The sequence below is a fragment of the Pseudomonas sp. SP16.1 genome (genome assembly GCF_052682975.1).
The window spans coordinates 2,203,274-2,219,889 of sequence record NZ_JBQYFZ010000001.1 but is presented as its reverse complement, the minus strand read 5'-3'; the positions used below and the strand labels follow the sequence as shown (position 1 = coordinate 2,219,889).

The window sequence follows — 16,616 nt, the reverse complement described above, 5'->3', positions numbered from 1 at the left end:
GCTACCTCGCGACCGTCAATTGGGCGAGGGCCGCGCTCAGCCACTGCTGCACGCCCTGCATGCTGGCCGCCGAGGTGTCCAGCACCGCCTGGGGGAACAGCCCGAGCCACAGCAGCAGCGCCACCAGGCCGAGCAGCATGGCCAGCTCGCGGCCGTCCAGCGCCTGCAGCGCCGCCTCGCTTTTGGCCGGCCCGTAGAAGGCGCGCTGCATCATGCTCAGGGCATAGACCGAGGCCAGCATCAGGCCGCTGGCGGCGACGACGGTGAACCAGGGCCAGTCCTTGAACGCGCCGAGCAGGATCAGGAATTCGCCGACGAAATTGCCGGTGCCGGGCATGCCCAGACTGGCGGCGGCGAAGAACAGGGTGATCCCCGGCAGGTAGTGCATGCGGCTCCACAGTCCACCCATCTGTCCCAGCTCGCGGGTGTGCAGGCGTTCATAGAGCTGGCCGCAGAGGATGAACAGCGCCGCCGCCGACAGACCGTGGGCGAGCATCTGCACCACCACGCCCTGCAGCGCCAGGGGGTGGCCGCTGTAGATGCCGATCAGGATAAAGCCCATGTGCGAGACACTGGTGTAGGCGATCAGCCGCTTGATGTCGCTCTGGGCGAAGGCCAGCAGCGCGCCGTAGACGATGCCGAGCAGGCCGAGGCCCATGGCGATGGGGGCGAATTCGGCCGAGGCGTTGGGAAACAGCGGCACGGCGAAGCGCAGCAGGCCGTAGGCGGCGGTCTTCAGCAGGATACCGGCCAGGTCCACCGAGCCTGCGGTAGGCGCCTGGGCATGGGCGTCGGGCAGCCAGGAGTGCAGCGGCACCACCGGCAGCTTGACCGCGAAGGCGACGAAGAAACCCAGCATCAGCAGGTATTCCAGGCCGGGTGCGAGTTCGGTGCGCAACAGCAGGGCGTAGTCGAAGGTGAGCACGCCGCTGCCGTTGAAGTGGCTGAAGACCAGGCCGAGGATGGCCACCAGCATGATCAGGCCGCTGGCCTGGGTGTAGATGAAGAACTTGGTCGCCGCATTGATCCGCGAGCTGCTGCCGTCCGCCGCGCTGTGCCCCCACAGGGCGATGAGGAAGTACATCGGCACCAGCATCATTTCCCAGAAGAAGAAGAACAGGAACAGGTCGAGGGCGAGGAACACACCGATCACCCCACCGAGAATCCACATCAGGTTGAGGTGGAAGAAGCCCACCCGCGCCTGGATCTCGCGCCAGGAGCAGAGCACCGAGAGCACCCCGAGCAGGCCGGTGAGGAGGATCATCAGCAGTGACAGGCCGTCCAGCGCCAGGTGGATATTGATGCCCAGGCGGGGAATCCACGGCTGCTTGAACTCCAGCTCCCAGACGGGATCGCGGCCCGGCATCGGCGCCAGCTGGAAGTCGCCCTGGGCCCACAGCGCCAGGCCCAGCGCCAGCACCGCGAACATGGTCAGCAGCGCCAGCCAGCGCGGCATGGTCTGGCTGCGCTGCTCGCCGAGCCAGCACAGCAGGCCGCCGATAAAGGGGATAAGGATCAGCCAGGGCAGGATCATCTCGCCTCCATGAGCAGATTCAGGACCATGCCAGGGCCCCCAATAGCAATACCGCGCCGCCCGCTAGCGAGGCGGCGTACCAGCGCAGCCGGCCGGTCTGGCTCAGGCTCAGCAGTAGGTGCGCCAGCCGCGCCAGGCGCGGCAGCAGGCCGAGGCCGCGGTCGCAGGGGTCGCGGGCCAGCAGCCGGCACAGCCACAGGTAGGGCAGCACGAACAGCCGTTGGTAGAGCCAGTCGAAGCCCCAGGCCGCGCCCCACCAGGCCACCAGCAGGCGTCCCGGGGCGCTGGCGGCCAGTGCCGCGACGTGCCGGCGCTGGCCGAGGAACAGCCCGGCGGCCAGCGCCACGCCGATGATCGCCACCGCCGAGGACAGCAGCTCCAGGCCCAGCCTGCCATCGCCGTGGGCCGCCCCGGGACCGGCCGGCAGCACATCGGCCAGCGGCGGGACGATCAGGCCGCCGACGAAGGTCGACAGCACCAGCAGCAGGCCCAGCGGCAGCCAGTGGGCGAGGCCCTGGCCGGGGTGGGCGTCGATCTGCGCTGGGCCGTGGAAGGCGATGAAGATCAGGCGGAAGGTGTACAGCGAGGTGAGCAGGGCGCCGACCAGACCGGCCGCGAGCAGCAGGCGCTCGCCGCCGGCCAGGGCCTGCCAGAGGATCTCGTCCTTGGAATAGAAGCCGGCGGTCACCAGCGGCAGCGCGGCCAGGGCGCCGCCGCCGACCAGGAAGCAGGCGTAGACCAGGGGCAGGCGTCGGCGCAGGCCGCCCATCTTGAAGATGTCCTGCTCGTGGTGGCAGGCGTTGATCACCGCGCCGGCGCTGAGAAACAGCAGGGCCTTGAAGAAGGCGTGGGTCATCAGGTGGAAGATCGCCGCCTGCCAGGCGCCGACGCCCAGGGCGAGGAACATGTAGCCGATCTGGCTCATGGTCGAGTAGGCCAGGATGCGCTTGATGTCACGCTGCACCAGCGCCGCGCAGCCGGCCAGCAGCAGGGTGATGGCGCCTACCGCGCCGACCAGGCCGAGGCTCAGCGGCGCCAGGCTGAACAGGCCGTGGCAGCGGGCGATCAGGTAGACCCCGGCGGTGACCATGGTGGCGGCGTGGATCAGCGCCGACACCGGGGTCGGGCCGGCCATGGCGTCGGCCAGCCAGGTCTGCAGCGGCAGCTGCGCCGACTTGCCCACCGCGCCGCCGAGCAGCAGCAGGGTGGCCAGGGTCAGCAGCGCATCGCCGCTGGCGAAGCGTTGCGGCGCCAGCTCCAGCAGCTCGCGGATGTTCAGCGTGCCGAGGGCGTGGTAGAGCAGGAACAGGCCGAGGGCGAGGAACACGTCGCCGATGCGGGTGACGATGAAGGCCTTCAGCGCCGCCGCGCCGTTGGCCGGGTTGCGGTAGTAGAAGCCGATCAGCAGGTAGCTGCACAGGCCCACGCCTTCCCAGCCGAAGTAGAGCGCCAGCAGATTGTCGCCGAGCACCAGCAGCAACATGCTGGCGACGAACAGGTTCATGTAGGCGAAGAAGCGCGCGTAGCCTTCCTCGCCGCGCATGTACCAGCTGGCGAACAGGTGGATGAGAAAGCCGACGCCGCTGACCACGCCGAGCAGGGTCAGCGACAGGCCGTCCAGGTGCAGGGCGATGGCCGGGGTAAAACCGTCCACCTCCAGCCACTGCCACAGCGGCTGGACATGGACGCCGCCGGCCGGCGGCGCGCTGAGGAACTGCCAGCCGACCCACAGCGCGGTCAGCGCGGCGAGGCCGACCGAGCCGACGCCGATGGTCGCCGCCTGGTTCTCGCTCAGGCGCCCGCGGGAGAACGCCAGGGCGAGGAAGCCGAGCAGCGGCAGGAGCAGGGTCAGGGGCAACAGGTTCATCCGCGCATCTCGCTGGCCGAGTCGATGTCGAGGCTGTCGTGGCGGCGGTACAGCTGCAGCAGGATGGCCAGGCCGATGGCCGCCTCGGCGGCGGCCAGGGTGATCACCAGGATGAACATCACCTGGCCGTCGGCCTGCGCCCAGCGGCTGCCGGCGACGACGAAGGCCAGCGCGGCGGCGTTCATCATCACCTCCAGGCTCATCAGCATGAACAGGATGTTGCGCCGCACCAGCAGGCCCACCAGCCCCAGGCAGAACAGCAGGACGGCCAGGGCCAGGCCGTGTTCCAGCGGTACCGTGTCGATCATGGCTGGTTGGCCTCCGCGCGGCCGAGGTGGAAGGCGGCGACCAGCGCCGCCAACAGCAGCATCGAGGCCAGTTCCACCGCCAGCAGGTAGGGGCCGAACAGGCTGATGCCCACCGCCTTGGGCGGCACCGTGGTGTGCCCCAGAGGCTGGCCGCCGTCGAGCCGCCACAGGGCATGCAGCAGCAAGGCCAGCAGCAGTGCGGCGAGGATGCCGGGGCCGATCCAGATGCCCGGGGTCAGCCACTTGCGCTCCTGGGCGATCACCGCCGGACCGAGGTTGAGCATCATCACCACGAAGACGAACAGCACCATGATCGCCCCGGCGTAGACGATGATCTCCAGCGCCCCGGCGAAGGGCGCGCCGAGGGCGAAGAAGCACATGGCCACGGCCAGCAGCGAGATGATCAGGTAGAGCAGGGCGTGGATCGGGTTGTGGTGGCCGATCACCCGCAGCGTGGCGAGCAGGGCAATGGCGCCGGAGAGGTAGAAGGCGGTGGCCATGCTCAGTGGCCTCCTGCCGTTGGGAGGGCGGGATGCTGCTCGCGGCGCACGACCATAGGGTGGGTTAGGCGCATGCTGCCAATAGGGATGATCAAACAAGATCCATTGCGCCGTAACCCACCACTGGCGCAACTCGGGATATCGCCTGGTGGGTTACGCGGCGCGCCACGCAAGCGGTGCCCGGTCGATCGCCTCTCCGCGCCGCTAACCCACCCTACGCGAGGCGGTTTAACCGCGGGTTCGATTGGTGTCGCAACAGTGGGGCGTTTCATGGCAACAACCCTTTCACATTGACCGGCTCGGCCTCGTTCAGCGCCGCGCCCTTGGGTTTGCCGGCGATGGCCAGGCCGGCCACCCGGTAGAAGTTGTAGTCCGGGTACTTGCCGGGGCCGGCGATCAGCAGGTCGTCCTTCTCGTACACCAGCTGCTGGCGGTCGAACTCGCACATCTCGAAGTCCGGGGTGAGCTGGATCGCGGTGGTCGGGCAGGCCTCCTCGCACAGGCCGCAGAAGATGCAGCGCGAGAAGTTGATGCGGAAGAACTCCGGGTACCAGCGACCGTCGGCGCTCTCGGCCTTCTGCAGCGAGATGCAGGCCACCGGGCAGGCCACCGCACAGAGGTTGCAGGCCACGCAGCGTTCCTCGCCGTCGGGGTCACGGGTCAGCACGATGCGCCCGCGGTAGCGCGGCGGCAGGTACACCGGCTCTTCCGGGTACTGCAGGGTGTCGCGCTTGCGAAAGGCGTGGGCGAAGATCATCGCCAGGCTGCGTAGCTGGGTGTAGGTGCCGTGCAGGATGTGGCCGATGGCGCGGAACATAGCAACCTCCCTAAGCCGCCGCGACCAGCACCAGGGCGCCGGTCACCAGCAGGTTGAGCAGGGTCAGCGGCAGGCATACCAGCCAGCTGAAGTTCATCACCTGGTCGTAGCGCGGCCGCGGTATGGACGCGCGCAGGAGGATGAACAGCATGATGAAGAACGCCGTCTTCAGCGCGAACCAGACGAAGGGCGGCAGCAGCGGGCCGTGCCAGCCGCCGAAGAACAGCGTTACCAGCAGCGCCGAGACCAGCACGATGCCGATGTACTCGCCGACGAAGAACATCCCCCATTTCATCCCGGCGTACTCGATGTGGTAGCCGTCGGCCAGTTCCTGTTCGGCCTCCGGCTGGTCGAACGGATGACGGTGGGTGACCGCCACGCCGGCGATGAAGAAGGTGCAGAAGCCGAGGAACTGCGGAACGATGAACCACAGGTGCTGGTGCTGGTAGTCGACTATCTCGCGCAGGTTGAAGGTGCCGGCCTGGGCCACCACACCCATCAGCGCCAGGCCCATGAACACCTCGTAGGACACCGTCTGCGCCGAGGCGCGCAGGCTGCCGAGCAGGGCGAACTTGTTGGCGCTGGACCAGCCGGCGAACAGCACGGCATAGACCGCAAGGCCGGCCATGGCGAAGAAGAACAGCAGGCCGATATTCAGGTCGGCGATGCCCCAGGTCGGGGTGATGGGCACCACGGCGAAGGCGATCAGCAGGGCGCTGAGGGCGATCACCGGTGCCAGGGTGAAGATCGCGCGGTCGGCGAACGGCGGCGTCCAGTCCTCCTTGAAGAACATCTTGATCATGTCCGCGCCGAGCTGGAAGGCGCCGAACGGGCCGACCCGGTTGGGCCCGTAGCGATCCTGCCAGAGTCCCAGCAGGCGCCGCTCGACCCAGCTGAGCAGGGCGCCGCAGAGCACCACGCAGACCAGGATGACCAGCGCCTTGAGCACGGCGACGAGGATCGCCAGCAGCTCGGGATCGAACCAGCTCATGGCCGCACCTCCTCGATGCCCTCGGCCATCAGGCCGTCGAACACCGCCGGCAGCCCGGCGATGCCGTGGGGCAGGGCGAGCAGGCCGGGGGCCAGGTGCTCGCTCAACTGCAGCGGCAGCTCGAAATGCTCGCCGGCGATGCGCAAGCGCACCCGCGCGCCGTCGCCCAGGCCCAGGCGCTCACCGTCGGCGCGGGCCAGGGTGGCGCAGGGCGGCGCCATGCGCGCCTGGATCGGCGCGGCCAGGGCGCTGGTTTCCTCGCTGCCGAACAGCTGCTGGCGCGCCACCAGCTGCCAGCAGCCGGGTTCGGCGACGAAGGCCGGCGGAATGTCGTGGCACCAGTCCAGGCGCGCGCCGGAAGGTTCCAGCAGGCGCACGCCGGGGTCGCCGGCGCGCAGGTGGCCGCCCACCTCGTCCTGGAACTTGTTCCAGGCCTGCGGCGAGTTCCAACCCGGCGCCCAGGCGAAGGCCACCTGCTGGCGCGGCTCGGCGCTGCCGGCGTAGCCCTCCATGGAGAAGGCGAAGGCGCTGTCGATGTCCTGCGGCGCACGCGGCTCGTGTACGCTCTGGTTGGCGCGCATGGCGGTGCGGCCGCTGTAGCGGTGCGGCTCGCGCGCCAGCTTGAGGCCCTTGATGCGAAACGCCGCCGACGGCGCCGCCTCGATTATGCCGGCCAGTGCCGGAATCGCCTCGGCGCAGGCGGCGGTGACCTGATCCAGCTGGGTCCAGTCCACCGCGCGGCCGTCGCGGGTGCAGTGCAGGGCGTGCAGCCAGCGCCAGCTCTCGCGGATCAGGCAGTCGGCGTCGTAGTAGCTCGGCTCGAACACCTGGAAGAAGCGCTGGGCGCGGCCCTCCTGGTTGACCAGGGTACCGTCGCCTTCGGCGAAACTGGCGGCCGGCAACAGCAAGTCGGCGCAAGCGGCGGTGGCGCCGTGTTGGTGATCGAGCACCAGCAGGTTGTCGGCCTCGTGCAGCGCGGCCTCGACCACGGCATGGCTGGCGCGGCGGTACAGGTCGTTCTCCAGCACCACGGCGGCCTCGGCCTTGCCGTCGATCAGCGCGTGCAGGGCGGCGTCGGCCGAGTCGCCGCCGAGCAGGGCCAGGCCCAGGCTGTTGGCCTCGCCCAGCACCAGGCCGATGCGCGCGTGCTTGCCCTGTTCGTGCAGGGCCTTGGCGACGCTGGCGGCGGCCTGCAGCAGCGCCGGCTGGCCCAGCGAGGTGCCGGCGATCAGCAGCGGCCGTTCGGCGGCCAGCAGGTCGGCGGCGATGCGCTCGGCATGGCGGCGAGTGGCCTCGTCCAGCTCGGGCACCGCCGGCGCCTCGGCATCCAGGGCGTGGGCCACGGCGAAACCGAGGCGGGCGATGTCGGCCGGCGCGCCGTGCCAGGGCATGGCCACGTCGTCGAGGCGGGTGGCGTCCGGCGTGGCGCTGTGCAGCGGATACCGCTCATGCTGGCCGATGGTCTTGACCGCGGCGTCGAGCCAGTGCTGCACCTGCAGCGACGCGGCCAGCTGCACGGCCTTGCCCTTGACCATCTGGCGCAACGCCAGGGCCATGCGCGCGGCGCTCTGGGTCAGGTCCTCGCCGAGCACCAGGGCGGCGTCGCAGCTCTCCATCTCACGCAGGCTGGCGCTGGGCAGCGGGCCGTGCTGCAGCAGCTGCACGGCCAGGTGCAGGCAGTGCAGCTCGCCGGCGGCGATGCCGCTGTAGAAGTGCTCCGCACCGACCAGCTGGCGCAGGGCGAAGTTGCTCTCCAGGCTGGCGCGCGGCGAGCCGATGCCGATCACCCGCTTGCCGGCCAGCAGCGCCGCGGCGCGGTCCAGTCCGGCGTCCAGGTCGAGCTGCGTGCCGTCGGCCAGCTGCGGCCGCCGTGGGCGGTCGGCGCGGTTGACGTGGCCGTAGCCGAAGCGGCCGCGGTCGCAGAGGAAGTAGTGGTTGATCGCGCCGTGGTAGCGGTTCTCGATGCGGCGGATCTCGCCGTAGCGCTCGCCGGGGCTGATGTTGCAGCCCAGCGAGCAGCCGTGGCAGATGCTCGGGGCGAACTGCATGTCCCATTTGCGGTTGTAGCGCGCCGAGTGGGTCTTGTCGGTGAATACCCCGGTCGGGCAGACCTCGGTGAGGTTGCCGGAGAACTCGCTCTCTAGGGTGCCGTCCTCGACGCGGCCGAAGTAGAGGTTGGCGTGGGCGCCGTACACGCCCAGGTCGCTGCCGCCGGCGTAGTCCTTGTAGTAACGCACGCAGCGGTAGCAGGCGATGCAGCGGTTCATCTCGTGGCCGATGCAGGGGCCCAGGTCCTGGTTGAGGTGGGTGCGTTTGCTGAAGCGGTAGCGCCGGCGGCTGTGGCCGGTCATCACGGTCATGTCCTGCAGGTGGCAGTGGCCACCTTCCTCGCACACCGGGCAGTCGTGCGGGTGGTTGGTCATCAGCCACTCGACCACGCTCTCGCGGAACTGGCGCGCCTCCTCGTCTTCGATGGATATCCATTGCGCGCTGCCGGCCGGGGTCATGCAGGCCATCACCAGGCGGCCGCGTTGGTCGTTCTCGTCGTTGAACTGCTTGACCGCGCACTGGCGGCAGGCGCCGACGCTGCCGAGCGCCGGATGCCAGCAGAAGTAGGGAATGTCCAGGCCGAGCGACAGGCAGGCCTGGAGCAGGTTGTCCGCCCCGTCGACCTCGTATGCCTTGCCGTCTATATGGATGGTGGCCATCTGGTCATGCCTCGTTGCCCTTGGTTTGCCGAGGGAAGCTGTCCCCTCACCCCAACCCTCTCCCCAGAGGAGAGAGGGAGCTGTATCTATCCAACGCCCAGCGCCTGCGTCTGCTGCGCGATTCCCGCCTCGAACTCGCCGCGAAAGTAGTGGATGGCGCTGGCCAGCGGCTCGACCGCCCCCGGGGCGTGGGCGCAGAAGGTCTTGCCCGGGCCGAGCAAGCGGCACAGTTGCTCCAGCGTCTCGATATCGCCCGGCTGGCCCTCGCCGCGCTCCAGCGCGCGCAGCAGCTTGACGCTCCACGGCAGGCCGTCGCGGCAGGGGGTGCAGAAGCCGCAGGACTCGCGGGCGAAGAATTCCTCCATGTTGCGCAGCAGGCCGACCATGCTCACCGAGTCGTCCACCGCCAGCGCCAGGCCGGTGCCCAGGCGCGTGCCGACCTTGGCGATGCCGGCGCCATGCAGCGGCGCGTCCAGATGCTCGGGCAGGAGGAAGCCGGTACCGGCGCCGCCCGGCTGCCAGCACTTCAGGCGATGCCCGGGACGCATGCCGCCGGCGTGCTCCTCGAACAGTTCGCGCGCGCTGACGCCGAATGGCAGCTCCCACAGGCCGGGGCGCTTGACCTTGCCGGAGAAGCCGAACAGCTTGCTGCCCATGTCTTCGCTGCCGGGGCGGGCCAGAGCGCGGTACCAGTCGACGCCGTGCTCGATGATCGCCGGCACGTTGCACAGGGTCTCGACGTTGTTGACGCAGGTCGGCTTGCCCCAGGCGCCGACGCTGGCGGGGAACGGCGGCTTGGATCGCGGGTTGGCGCGGCGCCCCTCCAGCGAGTTGATCAGCGCGGTTTCCTCGCCGCAGATGTAGCGCCCGGCGCCGGTGTGCACGAAGAGTTCGAGGTCGAAGCCGCTGCCCTGGATATTGCGCCCGAGCAGGCCGGCGGCTTGCGCCTCGGCGATGGCGCGGCGCAGGTGACGGGCGCACTCGACATATTCGCCGCGCAGGAAGATGTAGCCGCGCCCGGTCTTGAGCGCGCGCGCGGCGATCAGCATGCCCTCGAGCAGCAAGTGCGGCAGCTGCTCCATCAGCAGGCGGTCCTTCCAGGTGTTGGGCTCCATCTCGTCGGCGTTGCACAAGAGGTAGCGCACCTTCAGCGTCTCGTCGGCCGGCATCAGCCCCCACTTCACCCCGGTGGGAAAGCCGGCGCCGCCGCGGCCCTTGAGCCCGGAATCCTTGACCTGCTGGACGATGTCCGCCGGCGCCAGCTCCAGCAGGGCGCGGCGGGCCGCCTGGTAGCCGCCCTTGGCGCGGTATTCCTCCAGCCAAACCGGCTCGCCGTCGTCGCGCAGGCGCCAGGTCAGTGGATGGGTCTCGGCCGGGCGCGCGACCTGGTTGGCCGGGGCGAAGGAGGGCAGGCGGCTCATTCGAAATCCTCCAGCAGGGCGTCGAGGCGCTGCGCGTCGACCTCGCCGAAGGTCTGCTCGTCGATCATCAGCGTCGGCGCCTTGTCGCAGTTGCCCAGGCAGCACACCGGCAGCAGGGTGAAGCGGCCGTCGCCGCTGGTCTGCCCCGGCGCCAGGCCGTGGCGCCGGGCCAGGTGGGCGAGCAGCGCCTCGTGGCCGGCGACGTAGCAGGTCATGCTGTCGCACACGCGGAGCAGATGGCGGCCGACCGGCTGGCGGAAGATCTGGCTGTAGAAGGTGGCGACGCCCTCGACGTCGCTGGCGGGGATGCCGAGCAGCTCGCCGATGGCGGCGATGGCGCCGTCCGGCACCCAGCCGCGCTGCTGCTGGACGATCTTCAGCGCCTCGATCGAGGCCGCGCGCGGGTCTTCGTAGTGCTCGCGTTCGTGCTCGATGGCCGCCTGCTCGGCGGCGCTGAGAGCGAAGCGGTCGGTCTGTATCAGGTTCGTGTCCATGTTCAACGGTCCACGTCGGCCATGACGAAATCGATACTGCCCAGGTAGGCGATCAGGTCCGCCACCAGGCTGCCCCTGATCACCGCCGGTATCTGCTGCAGATGGGCGAAGCTCGGGGTGCGGATGCGCGTGCGGTAGCTCATGGTGCTGCCGTCGCTGATCAAGTAATAGCTGTTGATGCCCTTGGTTGCCTCGATCATCTGCAGGCTCTCGCCGGCGGGCATCACCGGGCCCCAGGACACCTGGAGGAAGTGGGTGATCAGCGTCTCGATATGCTGCAGCGTGCGCTCCTTGGGCGGCGGCGTGGTCAGCGGGTGGTCGGCCTTGTAGGGGCCGGCGGGCATGTTGTGCAGGCACTGCTCGATGATGCGCAGGCTCTGGCGCATCTCCTCGACGCGGATGATGCAGCGGTCGTAGGCGTCGCCGTTGGCGGTCAGCGGCACCTCGAAGTCGAAGCGCTCGTAGCCGGAGTAGGGGCGCGCCTTGCGCAGGTCGAATTCCAGGCCGGTGGCGCGCAGGCCCGAGCCGGTGACGCCCCAGTCCAGGGCCTGGCGAGTGTTGTAGGCGGCCACGCCGACGGTGCGTCCGCGCAGGATGCTGTTGTCCAGCGCGGCCTTCTGGTACTCGTCCAGGCGTTTGGGCAGCCAGTCGACGAACTCGCGCACCAGCTTGTCCCAGCCGCGCGGCAGGTCGTGGGCGACGCCGCCGATGCGGTACCAGGCCGGATGCATGCGAAAGCCGGTGATGGCTTCGATCACCTGGTAGGCGCGCTGGCGGTCGCTGAAGGTGAAGAACACCGGGGTCATGGCGCCGACGTCCTGGATGTAGGTGCCGAGAAACAGCAGGTGGCTGTTGATGCGGAAGAACTCGGCGAGCATCACCCGGATCACCTCGACCCGCTCGGGCACGCGGATGCCGGCCAGCTTCTCCACCGCCAGCACGTAGGGCAGGTTGTTCATCACCCCGCCGAGGTAATCGATCCGGTCCGTATAGGGGATGAAGCTGTGCCAGCTTTGCCGCTCGGCCATTTTCTCGGCGCCGCGATGGTGGTAGCCGATCTCGGGCACGCAGTCGAGGATCTCCTCGCCGTCCAGTTGCAGGATGATGCGGAAGGCGCCGTGGGCCGAGGGGTGGTTGGGGCCGAGGTTGAGGAACATGAAGTCCTCGTGGGCGCCGTGACGCTGCATGCCCCAGTCCTCGGGGTTGAAGCGCAGCGCCTCCTGTTCCAGGTCCTGCTTGGCCGCATCCAGGCTGAAGGGGTCGAACTCGGTGGCGCGCGCCGGGTAGTCCTTGCGCAGCGGGTGGCCCTGCCAGGTCGGCGGCATCAGCAGGCGGGTCAGGTGCGGGTGGCCGTCGAAGCGGATGCCGAACATGTCCCACACCTCGCGCTCGTACCAATTGGCGTTGGGCCAGATGGCGGTGGCGCTGGGCAGGCTGAGGTCATCTTCGGCGAGGGCGACCTTGAGCAGTACATCACTGTTTCGCTCGATCGACAGCAGGTGGTAGAACACGCTGAAGTCCGCCGCCGGCAGGCCTTCGCGCCTGGTGCGCAGGCGCTCGTCGACGGCGTGCAGGTCGTAGAGCATCACGTAGGGGCGCGGCAGCTGGCGCAGGGCGCGTAGCACCGCCGGCAGGCGCTCGCGGCCGAGCCAGAGCACCGGTATGTCGGTGCGGGTCGCCTGCACCACGAAGACGTCGGCGCCGAACAGCGCCTGCAGCTCGGCGACCACGTCGTCGTGGCCGGCGGGCGAGGGGGCGAGGCGGGCGCTGCTGGTGCTCATCAGATCTCGTCCGGGCTGCGCAACTGGGTGACCTGGATACGCTCGGCGCGATTTTTCTCGCGCTGCGAGGGCATCTGGGCGCGGTACACGCCCTGGTCGCCGACCACCCAGGACAGCGGCCGGCGCTCCTCGCCGATGGACTGCTGCAACAGCATCAGGCCCTGCAGGAAGGCTTCCGGGCGCGGCGGGCAGCCCGGCACGTAGACGTCCACCGGGAGGAACTTGTCGACGCCCTGGACCACCGAGTAGATGTCGTACATGCCGCCGGAATTGGCGCACGAGCCCATGGAGATCACCCACTTGGGTTCGAGCATCTGTTCGTACAGACGCTGGATGATCGGCGCCATCTTGATGAAGCAGGTGCCGGCGATGACCATGAAATCGGCCTGGCGCGGCGAGGCGCGGATCACCTCGGCGCCGAAGCGGGCGATGTCGTGCGGTGCGGTGAATGCGGTGGTCATCTCCACGTAGCAGCACGACAGGCCGAAGTTGTAGGGCCACAGCGAGTTCTTGCGGCCCCAGTTGACCGTCTGGTGCAGCACCTGCTCCAGACGCCCCATGAAGACGTTGCGATGGACCTGGCCGGCCAGCGGGTCGTCGACCAGCTCGCGCTCGCCCATGGGGTAGCGGCTGCCGGGGGCGTCGGGGTCGATGCGGGTGAGCTTGTATTGCATCGCGATGACCTCAGGATTTGCGTGCGCCGAGGCGCCGGCGGCGTGCCTCGGGGGCCCAGTCCAGGGCGCCGACGCGCCACAGGTAGACCAGCCCGGCGAGCAGGATGAGGATGAACACGGCGGCCTCGATCAGCCCGGCCCAACCGCTTTCGCGCACGGCGATGGCCCAGGCGAAGAGGAACAGCGCCTCGACGTCGAAGATCACGAAGAGCATGGCTACCAGGTAGAACTTGGCGGAGAAGCGCAGCCGCGCGCTGCCGGTGGGCACGATGCCGGACTCGAAGGGCTCCTCCTTGCTGCGCCCCCAGGCCTTGCCGCCCAGCAGGCTGGAGACGCCGAGCATGAAGGCGCACAGGCCGCCCACCGCGAGGAGGAACACCGCCAGCGCCCAATGCTGGGCGAACGCTTCGTTCATCACCTTACCCCCAGTGCAAATCGCCACAGAGGATGGGTCGCGTGCAGCTGGATCGTTGCGACCCATCGACCGGAGTGGACTGTCGGTTGCAGTCGAGCGAGCTTTTCCTCTTCCTCGAAAAGGTCTTCGCACCGAACCAACTTGCCTGATCCCGATGCTTTAGATGCTAGGCGCAGTTGCCCGGTTGCGCCGCTATAAATTTGCAATTCGCCGCGCAATCGAGCCGGGACGGGGCTCGCAGGCCATGCTCGGCAGACGGGTGAACGCACTCGATAGGAATGATTTGCAACCTGCTGCTTGCATCGGTTGTGCGTCGTGCGCCACTGAGCTGGCCATACCGCCATTGCTGGTTCTAGGCCCAGCAGGAGTGGATCCATCCGCGAAATTCGCGGCTGAAAGGTTCGCCGCCGCTCCTGCAGAAGCCGAGCGAAATCAACAGGGAACCTGGACACCACCGTCGAATCGCCCACCGCCCCAGGGCCGTAACGGCTGCGGATCCTGGTCAGGGCCCCGGCTCACATCGAACGGATGTAGTCGCGCATCTGCCGGGCCCGCTTGAAGAAACCGGCGTCGAGCAGCAGTAGACGGTTGTCGTGGCGCCAGGCCACCGCCCAGTTCTCCACCAGATCACCGTTGCGGTCGATGTTGACTATCACCCGGTTCTGGCTGCGGCCGAGCTTGGTCTTGCCGCTGCCGGGGCAGTCGCGTTTGAGGAAGTGCCCGCTCCAGCTGACCCCGCATTCGCGCAGCTCGTGACCGCCGTAGTAGGCATGGCTGGTATTGCGGTCCAGCTTGCCCTTGTCGATCAGCCCCTGCATCTGCCCCAGGGTATCGGCAAAGCCGCGGTGCTCCTGTTCGTTGTCGTTGTAACTGAGAGTGGTCAATGGCATGGCGGGAGCCCCTGTCGAGGTTGCTGGCAGCTGTGCTGGCCTGCACTCGGTCGAGTCGAGTGGCGTTTTCAGCGTAGAAGCTGATGCGGCGTTTTGCCTGTATCAGGGGGCCACCCCCTTCCCGTTGCGGGAGAGGGGGCCGTCGGGGGGGGGGGGGGGCTCAGAGCAGCGGCTTGCCGTCTTCGCGGGTGACTATCACGGTGGACGAGCGCGGGCGACGCCCAGGGCCATCGGGCCAGGTGCTGCGGAAGTCGGTCGGGGTGGAGCCTTCGCCCGGATGCTGGATATTGACGAACAGCGTGCGGAAGTCCGGCGTGGCGGTGATGCCGGTGACCTCGCAGCCCAGCGGGCCGACCAAAAAGCGTTTCATCTCGCCGGTGCTCGGTTCGGCCACCAGCATCTGGTTGTTGCCGAACGGGCCGCTGGCGAGCTGGCTGCCGCTCATGTCGGTCTGAATCCACAGCCGGCCGCCTTCGTCGAACCACAGGCCGTCCGGGCTGGCCAGGCGATTGTCGGCGGTCAGCGGCTTGCCGTTGGCATCCAGGCTGTCGCCCTCCGGGCCGGCCAGCAGGAACAGGCTCCAGGCGAACTCGCGGCCGGCGTAGTCGCGGCTGCGTTCGCGCCAGCGGATGATATGCCCGTAGGGATTGGCGGCGCGCGGGTTGGCCGCATCGGCGACGCTGCGCGAGCTGTTGTTGGTGAGGGTGAAGTAGACCTCGCCGTTGTGCGGGTTGACCGCGCCCCATTCCGGGCGATCCATCTTGGTGGCGCCAACGATGTCGGCGGCCAGGCGGGTGTTGATCAGCACCTCGCCCTGGTCGGCGAAGCTGACCCCGGCAGCCTGGCAGGCGGCCTGGAAGGCCTTGTCCTTGATGTCCAAGGCCAGCCATTCGCCCTGGCCGTTGGCCTTGAAGCGCGCCACGTAGAGGGTGCCGTCGTCCAGCAGGCTGCCGTTGCTGCGCCCTGGCAGGTACTTGCCGCGGCTGACGAACTTGTAGATGTACTCGTTCTGCGAATCGTCGCCGGAGTAGCAGACCACCGGACGACCGGCCTTGACCGGAGCGAACACCAGGCCCTCGTGGGCGAAGCGGCCCAGCGCGGTGCGCTTGACCGGGGTGGATTCCGGGGCGAAGGGGTCGATCTCGACGATCCAGCCGAAGTGGTTGGGCTCGTTGCGATAGTCGCCGCTGGCGTCGGCGGCCTGGCGGGTGGCGTTGAAGCGCTGGAATTCGTCGCCGGCCAGGTGATCCCAGCCGTAGCGGCTGCTGGCGCGCACGCCGTAGCGGGTCAGCTCACGCGGAAGGTCGGCGTCGGCGCTGGCGAAATAGCCGGCCCAGTTCTCCTCGCAGGTCAGGTAGGTGCCCCAGGGCGTGAAGCCGTTGGCGCAGTTGTTCAGGGTGCCGCGGGTGGCGGTGCCGTCCGGGCTGTAGCGGGTCCTGAGCAGGGCGTGGCCGCGCGCCGGGCCGCCGATCTGCATCGGCGTGGCGCCGGTGATGCGGCGGTTGCGCGCGCTGGGCAGCACTTCCCATTGGCCGCGTACGCGGCGCACTTCCACGACCGAGGCGCCATGGGCGTTGATTTCCTTGCGCACCTCGTCGGCGCTGCTGCGCTTGCCGCTCGCCAGGGTCGGGCCGTTGGGGTGCAGCAGCTGCGCGTCGATGTATTCGTGGTTGAGCACCAGCAGGCCGTGGTCGCTCTTGCGACCGCCGCCGCGCTGGCCGTCGATGGGGAAGAAGTGCATGCCGTCGTGGTGCATGCCGAGCTGGTCGGCCTGGTCGGCGGCGCTGTTGCCGGCATTCTCGAGGAAGGCCGGGAAGCTGCCACGAATCGGCGTGCCCCAGGGAATGAAGGGCGTGGCCTTGTATCCGGGCGGCACGCTGATGGTATCGGCGCGGGTCACTGCCACCGGGCTGAACGGCAGACGCTTGCCGCGCTTGTGCAGGCGCTCGAACAGTCCCTCGAGCGGATTGCCGGCGGCCTCGGCGCTGCCGGGCATGGCCACGCCGAGAAAGCCCATGACGCCGAGCGCGGCGCCGCCTGCGACCACCTGGCGACGGCTCAGCCCGGCCTCGATCAACTCGTTGATATGGGGATTGGCGGAGGTGTTGCTGAGCGGCTCGTCGCCATTGCCGAATAGTACGTCCTGCTCTTGTTCGTTGCGCATGTAGGGCTCCTGAGGCTGATCGACGGAGCCATGACGCTAAACAAGGAAAACG

At 68.8% G+C, this 16,616-nt stretch carries 14 protein-coding genes; all 14 read right to left on the bottom strand.

All coding sequences use genetic code 11. The annotated features are described in order from the left end of the window. Position 1: 1 nt before the first annotated feature. Positions 2-1,534 carry an NADH-quinone oxidoreductase subunit M gene (nuoM, locus tag ACUTAF_RS10795; protein WP_445579950.1) on the bottom strand — a complete coding sequence of 511 codons (1,533 nt, stop codon included), beginning with the start codon at positions 1,532-1,534 and terminating at the stop codon, positions 2-4. A gap of 19 nt (positions 1,535-1,553) precedes the next feature. After that, positions 1,554-3,401 carry an NADH-quinone oxidoreductase subunit L gene (gene nuoL, locus ACUTAF_RS10790; protein WP_445579949.1) on the bottom strand — a complete coding sequence of 616 codons (1,848 nt, stop codon included), beginning with the start codon at positions 3,399-3,401 and terminating at the stop codon, positions 1,554-1,556. Then, complete coding sequence (gene nuoK, locus ACUTAF_RS10785; protein WP_397487876.1) at positions 3,398-3,706, bottom strand: NADH-quinone oxidoreductase subunit NuoK; 309 nt, start codon at positions 3,704-3,706, stop codon at positions 3,398-3,400. Before nuoK ends, nuoL begins: the two co-directional genes overlap by 4 nt. Beyond that, a complete protein-coding gene (nuoJ, locus tag ACUTAF_RS10780; RefSeq protein WP_445579948.1) occupies positions 3,706-4,209 on the bottom strand; it encodes an NADH-quinone oxidoreductase subunit J in 504 nt (167 codons plus the stop codon). The genes nuoK and nuoJ overlap by 1 nt, the downstream gene beginning before the upstream one ends. 268 nt (positions 4,210-4,477) lie before the next feature. Beyond that, positions 4,478-5,026 (bottom strand): NADH-quinone oxidoreductase subunit NuoI, encoded by a 549-nt coding sequence (gene nuoI, locus ACUTAF_RS10775; protein ID WP_021444219.1) that lies wholly within the window; start codon positions 5,024-5,026, stop codon positions 4,478-4,480. Between the two features lie 10 nt (positions 5,027-5,036). Continuing rightward, on the bottom strand, positions 5,037-6,017 hold the full coding sequence (gene nuoH / locus ACUTAF_RS10770; RefSeq protein WP_445579947.1) for an NADH-quinone oxidoreductase subunit NuoH: 981 nt from the start codon (positions 6,015-6,017) through the stop codon (positions 5,037-5,039). After that, complete coding sequence (gene nuoG / locus ACUTAF_RS10765) at positions 6,014-8,725, bottom strand: NADH-quinone oxidoreductase subunit NuoG (RefSeq protein WP_445579946.1); 2,712 nt, start codon at positions 8,723-8,725, stop codon at positions 6,014-6,016. Before nuoG ends, nuoH begins: the two co-directional genes overlap by 4 nt. An 86-nt stretch (positions 8,726-8,811) precedes the next feature. After that, positions 8,812-10,146, bottom strand: coding sequence for an NADH-quinone oxidoreductase subunit NuoF (gene nuoF / locus ACUTAF_RS10760; protein ID WP_445579945.1), 1,335 nt, complete (start codon positions 10,144-10,146; stop codon positions 8,812-8,814). Then, entirely contained in the window at positions 10,143-10,640 is a 498-nt protein-coding gene (nuoE, locus tag ACUTAF_RS10755) for an NADH-quinone oxidoreductase subunit NuoE (protein WP_445579944.1), read from the bottom strand. The genes nuoF and nuoE overlap by 4 nt, the downstream gene beginning before the upstream one ends. A gap of 2 nt (positions 10,641-10,642) precedes the next feature. Next, positions 10,643-12,421, bottom strand: a complete 1,779-nt coding sequence (nuoC, locus tag ACUTAF_RS10750) for an NADH-quinone oxidoreductase subunit C/D (protein ID WP_445579943.1) — start codon at positions 12,419-12,421, stop codon at positions 10,643-10,645. Further along, complete coding sequence (locus ACUTAF_RS10745; RefSeq protein ID WP_445579942.1) at positions 12,421-13,095, bottom strand: NuoB/complex I 20 kDa subunit family protein; 675 nt, start codon at positions 13,093-13,095, stop codon at positions 12,421-12,423. Before ACUTAF_RS10745 ends, nuoC begins: the two co-directional genes overlap by 1 nt. 10 nt (positions 13,096-13,105) lie before the next feature. Beyond that, positions 13,106-13,510 carry an NADH-quinone oxidoreductase subunit A gene (locus ACUTAF_RS10740; RefSeq protein ID WP_445579941.1) on the bottom strand — a complete coding sequence of 135 codons (405 nt, stop codon included), beginning with the start codon at positions 13,508-13,510 and terminating at the stop codon, positions 13,106-13,108. Positions 13,511-14,025: 515 nt separating this feature from the next. After that, on the bottom strand, positions 14,026-14,400 hold the full coding sequence (locus tag ACUTAF_RS10735) for a hypothetical protein (protein ID WP_445579940.1): 375 nt from the start codon (positions 14,398-14,400) through the stop codon (positions 14,026-14,028). Between the two features lie 160 nt (positions 14,401-14,560). Further along, complete coding sequence (locus ACUTAF_RS10730) at positions 14,561-16,564, bottom strand: PhoX family protein (RefSeq protein WP_445579939.1); 2,004 nt, start codon at positions 16,562-16,564, stop codon at positions 14,561-14,563. Positions 16,565-16,616: the final 52 nt, after the last annotated feature.

What these genes read in the sequence shown, in the direction of transcription:
- ACUTAF_RS10735 (WP_445579940.1), bottom strand. Translation starts at nt 14,400, where the DNA reads ATGCCATTGACCACTCTCAGTTACAACGACAACGAACAGGAGCACCGC.
- nuoG (WP_445579946.1), bottom strand. Translation starts at nt 8,725, where the DNA reads ATGGCCACCATCCATATAGACGGCAAGGCATACGAGGTCGACGGGGCG.
- nuoJ (WP_445579948.1), bottom strand. Translation starts at nt 4,209, where the DNA reads ATGGCCACCGCCTTCTACCTCTCCGGCGCCATTGCCCTGCTCGCCACG.
- nuoI (WP_021444219.1), bottom strand. Translation starts at nt 5,026, where the DNA reads ATGTTCCGCGCCATCGGCCACATCCTGCACGGCACCTACACCCAGCTA.
- ACUTAF_RS10740 (WP_445579941.1), bottom strand. Translation starts at nt 13,510, where the DNA reads ATGAACGAAGCGTTCGCCCAGCATTGGGCGCTGGCGGTGTTCCTCCTC.
- nuoL (WP_445579949.1), bottom strand. Translation starts at nt 3,401, where the DNA reads ATGAACCTGTTGCCCCTGACCCTGCTCCTGCCGCTGCTCGGCTTCCTC.
- ACUTAF_RS10730 (WP_445579939.1), bottom strand. Translation starts at nt 16,564, where the DNA reads ATGCGCAACGAACAAGAGCAGGACGTACTATTCGGCAATGGCGACGAG.
- ACUTAF_RS10745 (WP_445579942.1), bottom strand. Translation starts at nt 13,095, where the DNA reads ATGCAATACAAGCTCACCCGCATCGACCCCGACGCCCCCGGCAGCCGC.
- nuoE (WP_445579944.1), bottom strand. Translation starts at nt 10,640, where the DNA reads ATGGACACGAACCTGATACAGACCGACCGCTTCGCTCTCAGCGCCGCC.
- nuoH (WP_445579947.1), bottom strand. Translation starts at nt 6,017, where the DNA reads ATGAGCTGGTTCGATCCCGAGCTGCTGGCGATCCTCGTCGCCGTGCTC.
- nuoC (WP_445579943.1), bottom strand. Translation starts at nt 12,421, where the DNA reads ATGAGCACCAGCAGCGCCCGCCTCGCCCCCTCGCCCGCCGGCCACGAC.
- nuoM (WP_445579950.1), bottom strand. Translation starts at nt 1,534, where the DNA reads ATGATCCTGCCCTGGCTGATCCTTATCCCCTTTATCGGCGGCCTGCTG.
- nuoF (WP_445579945.1), bottom strand. Translation starts at nt 10,146, where the DNA reads ATGAGCCGCCTGCCCTCCTTCGCCCCGGCCAACCAGGTCGCGCGCCCG.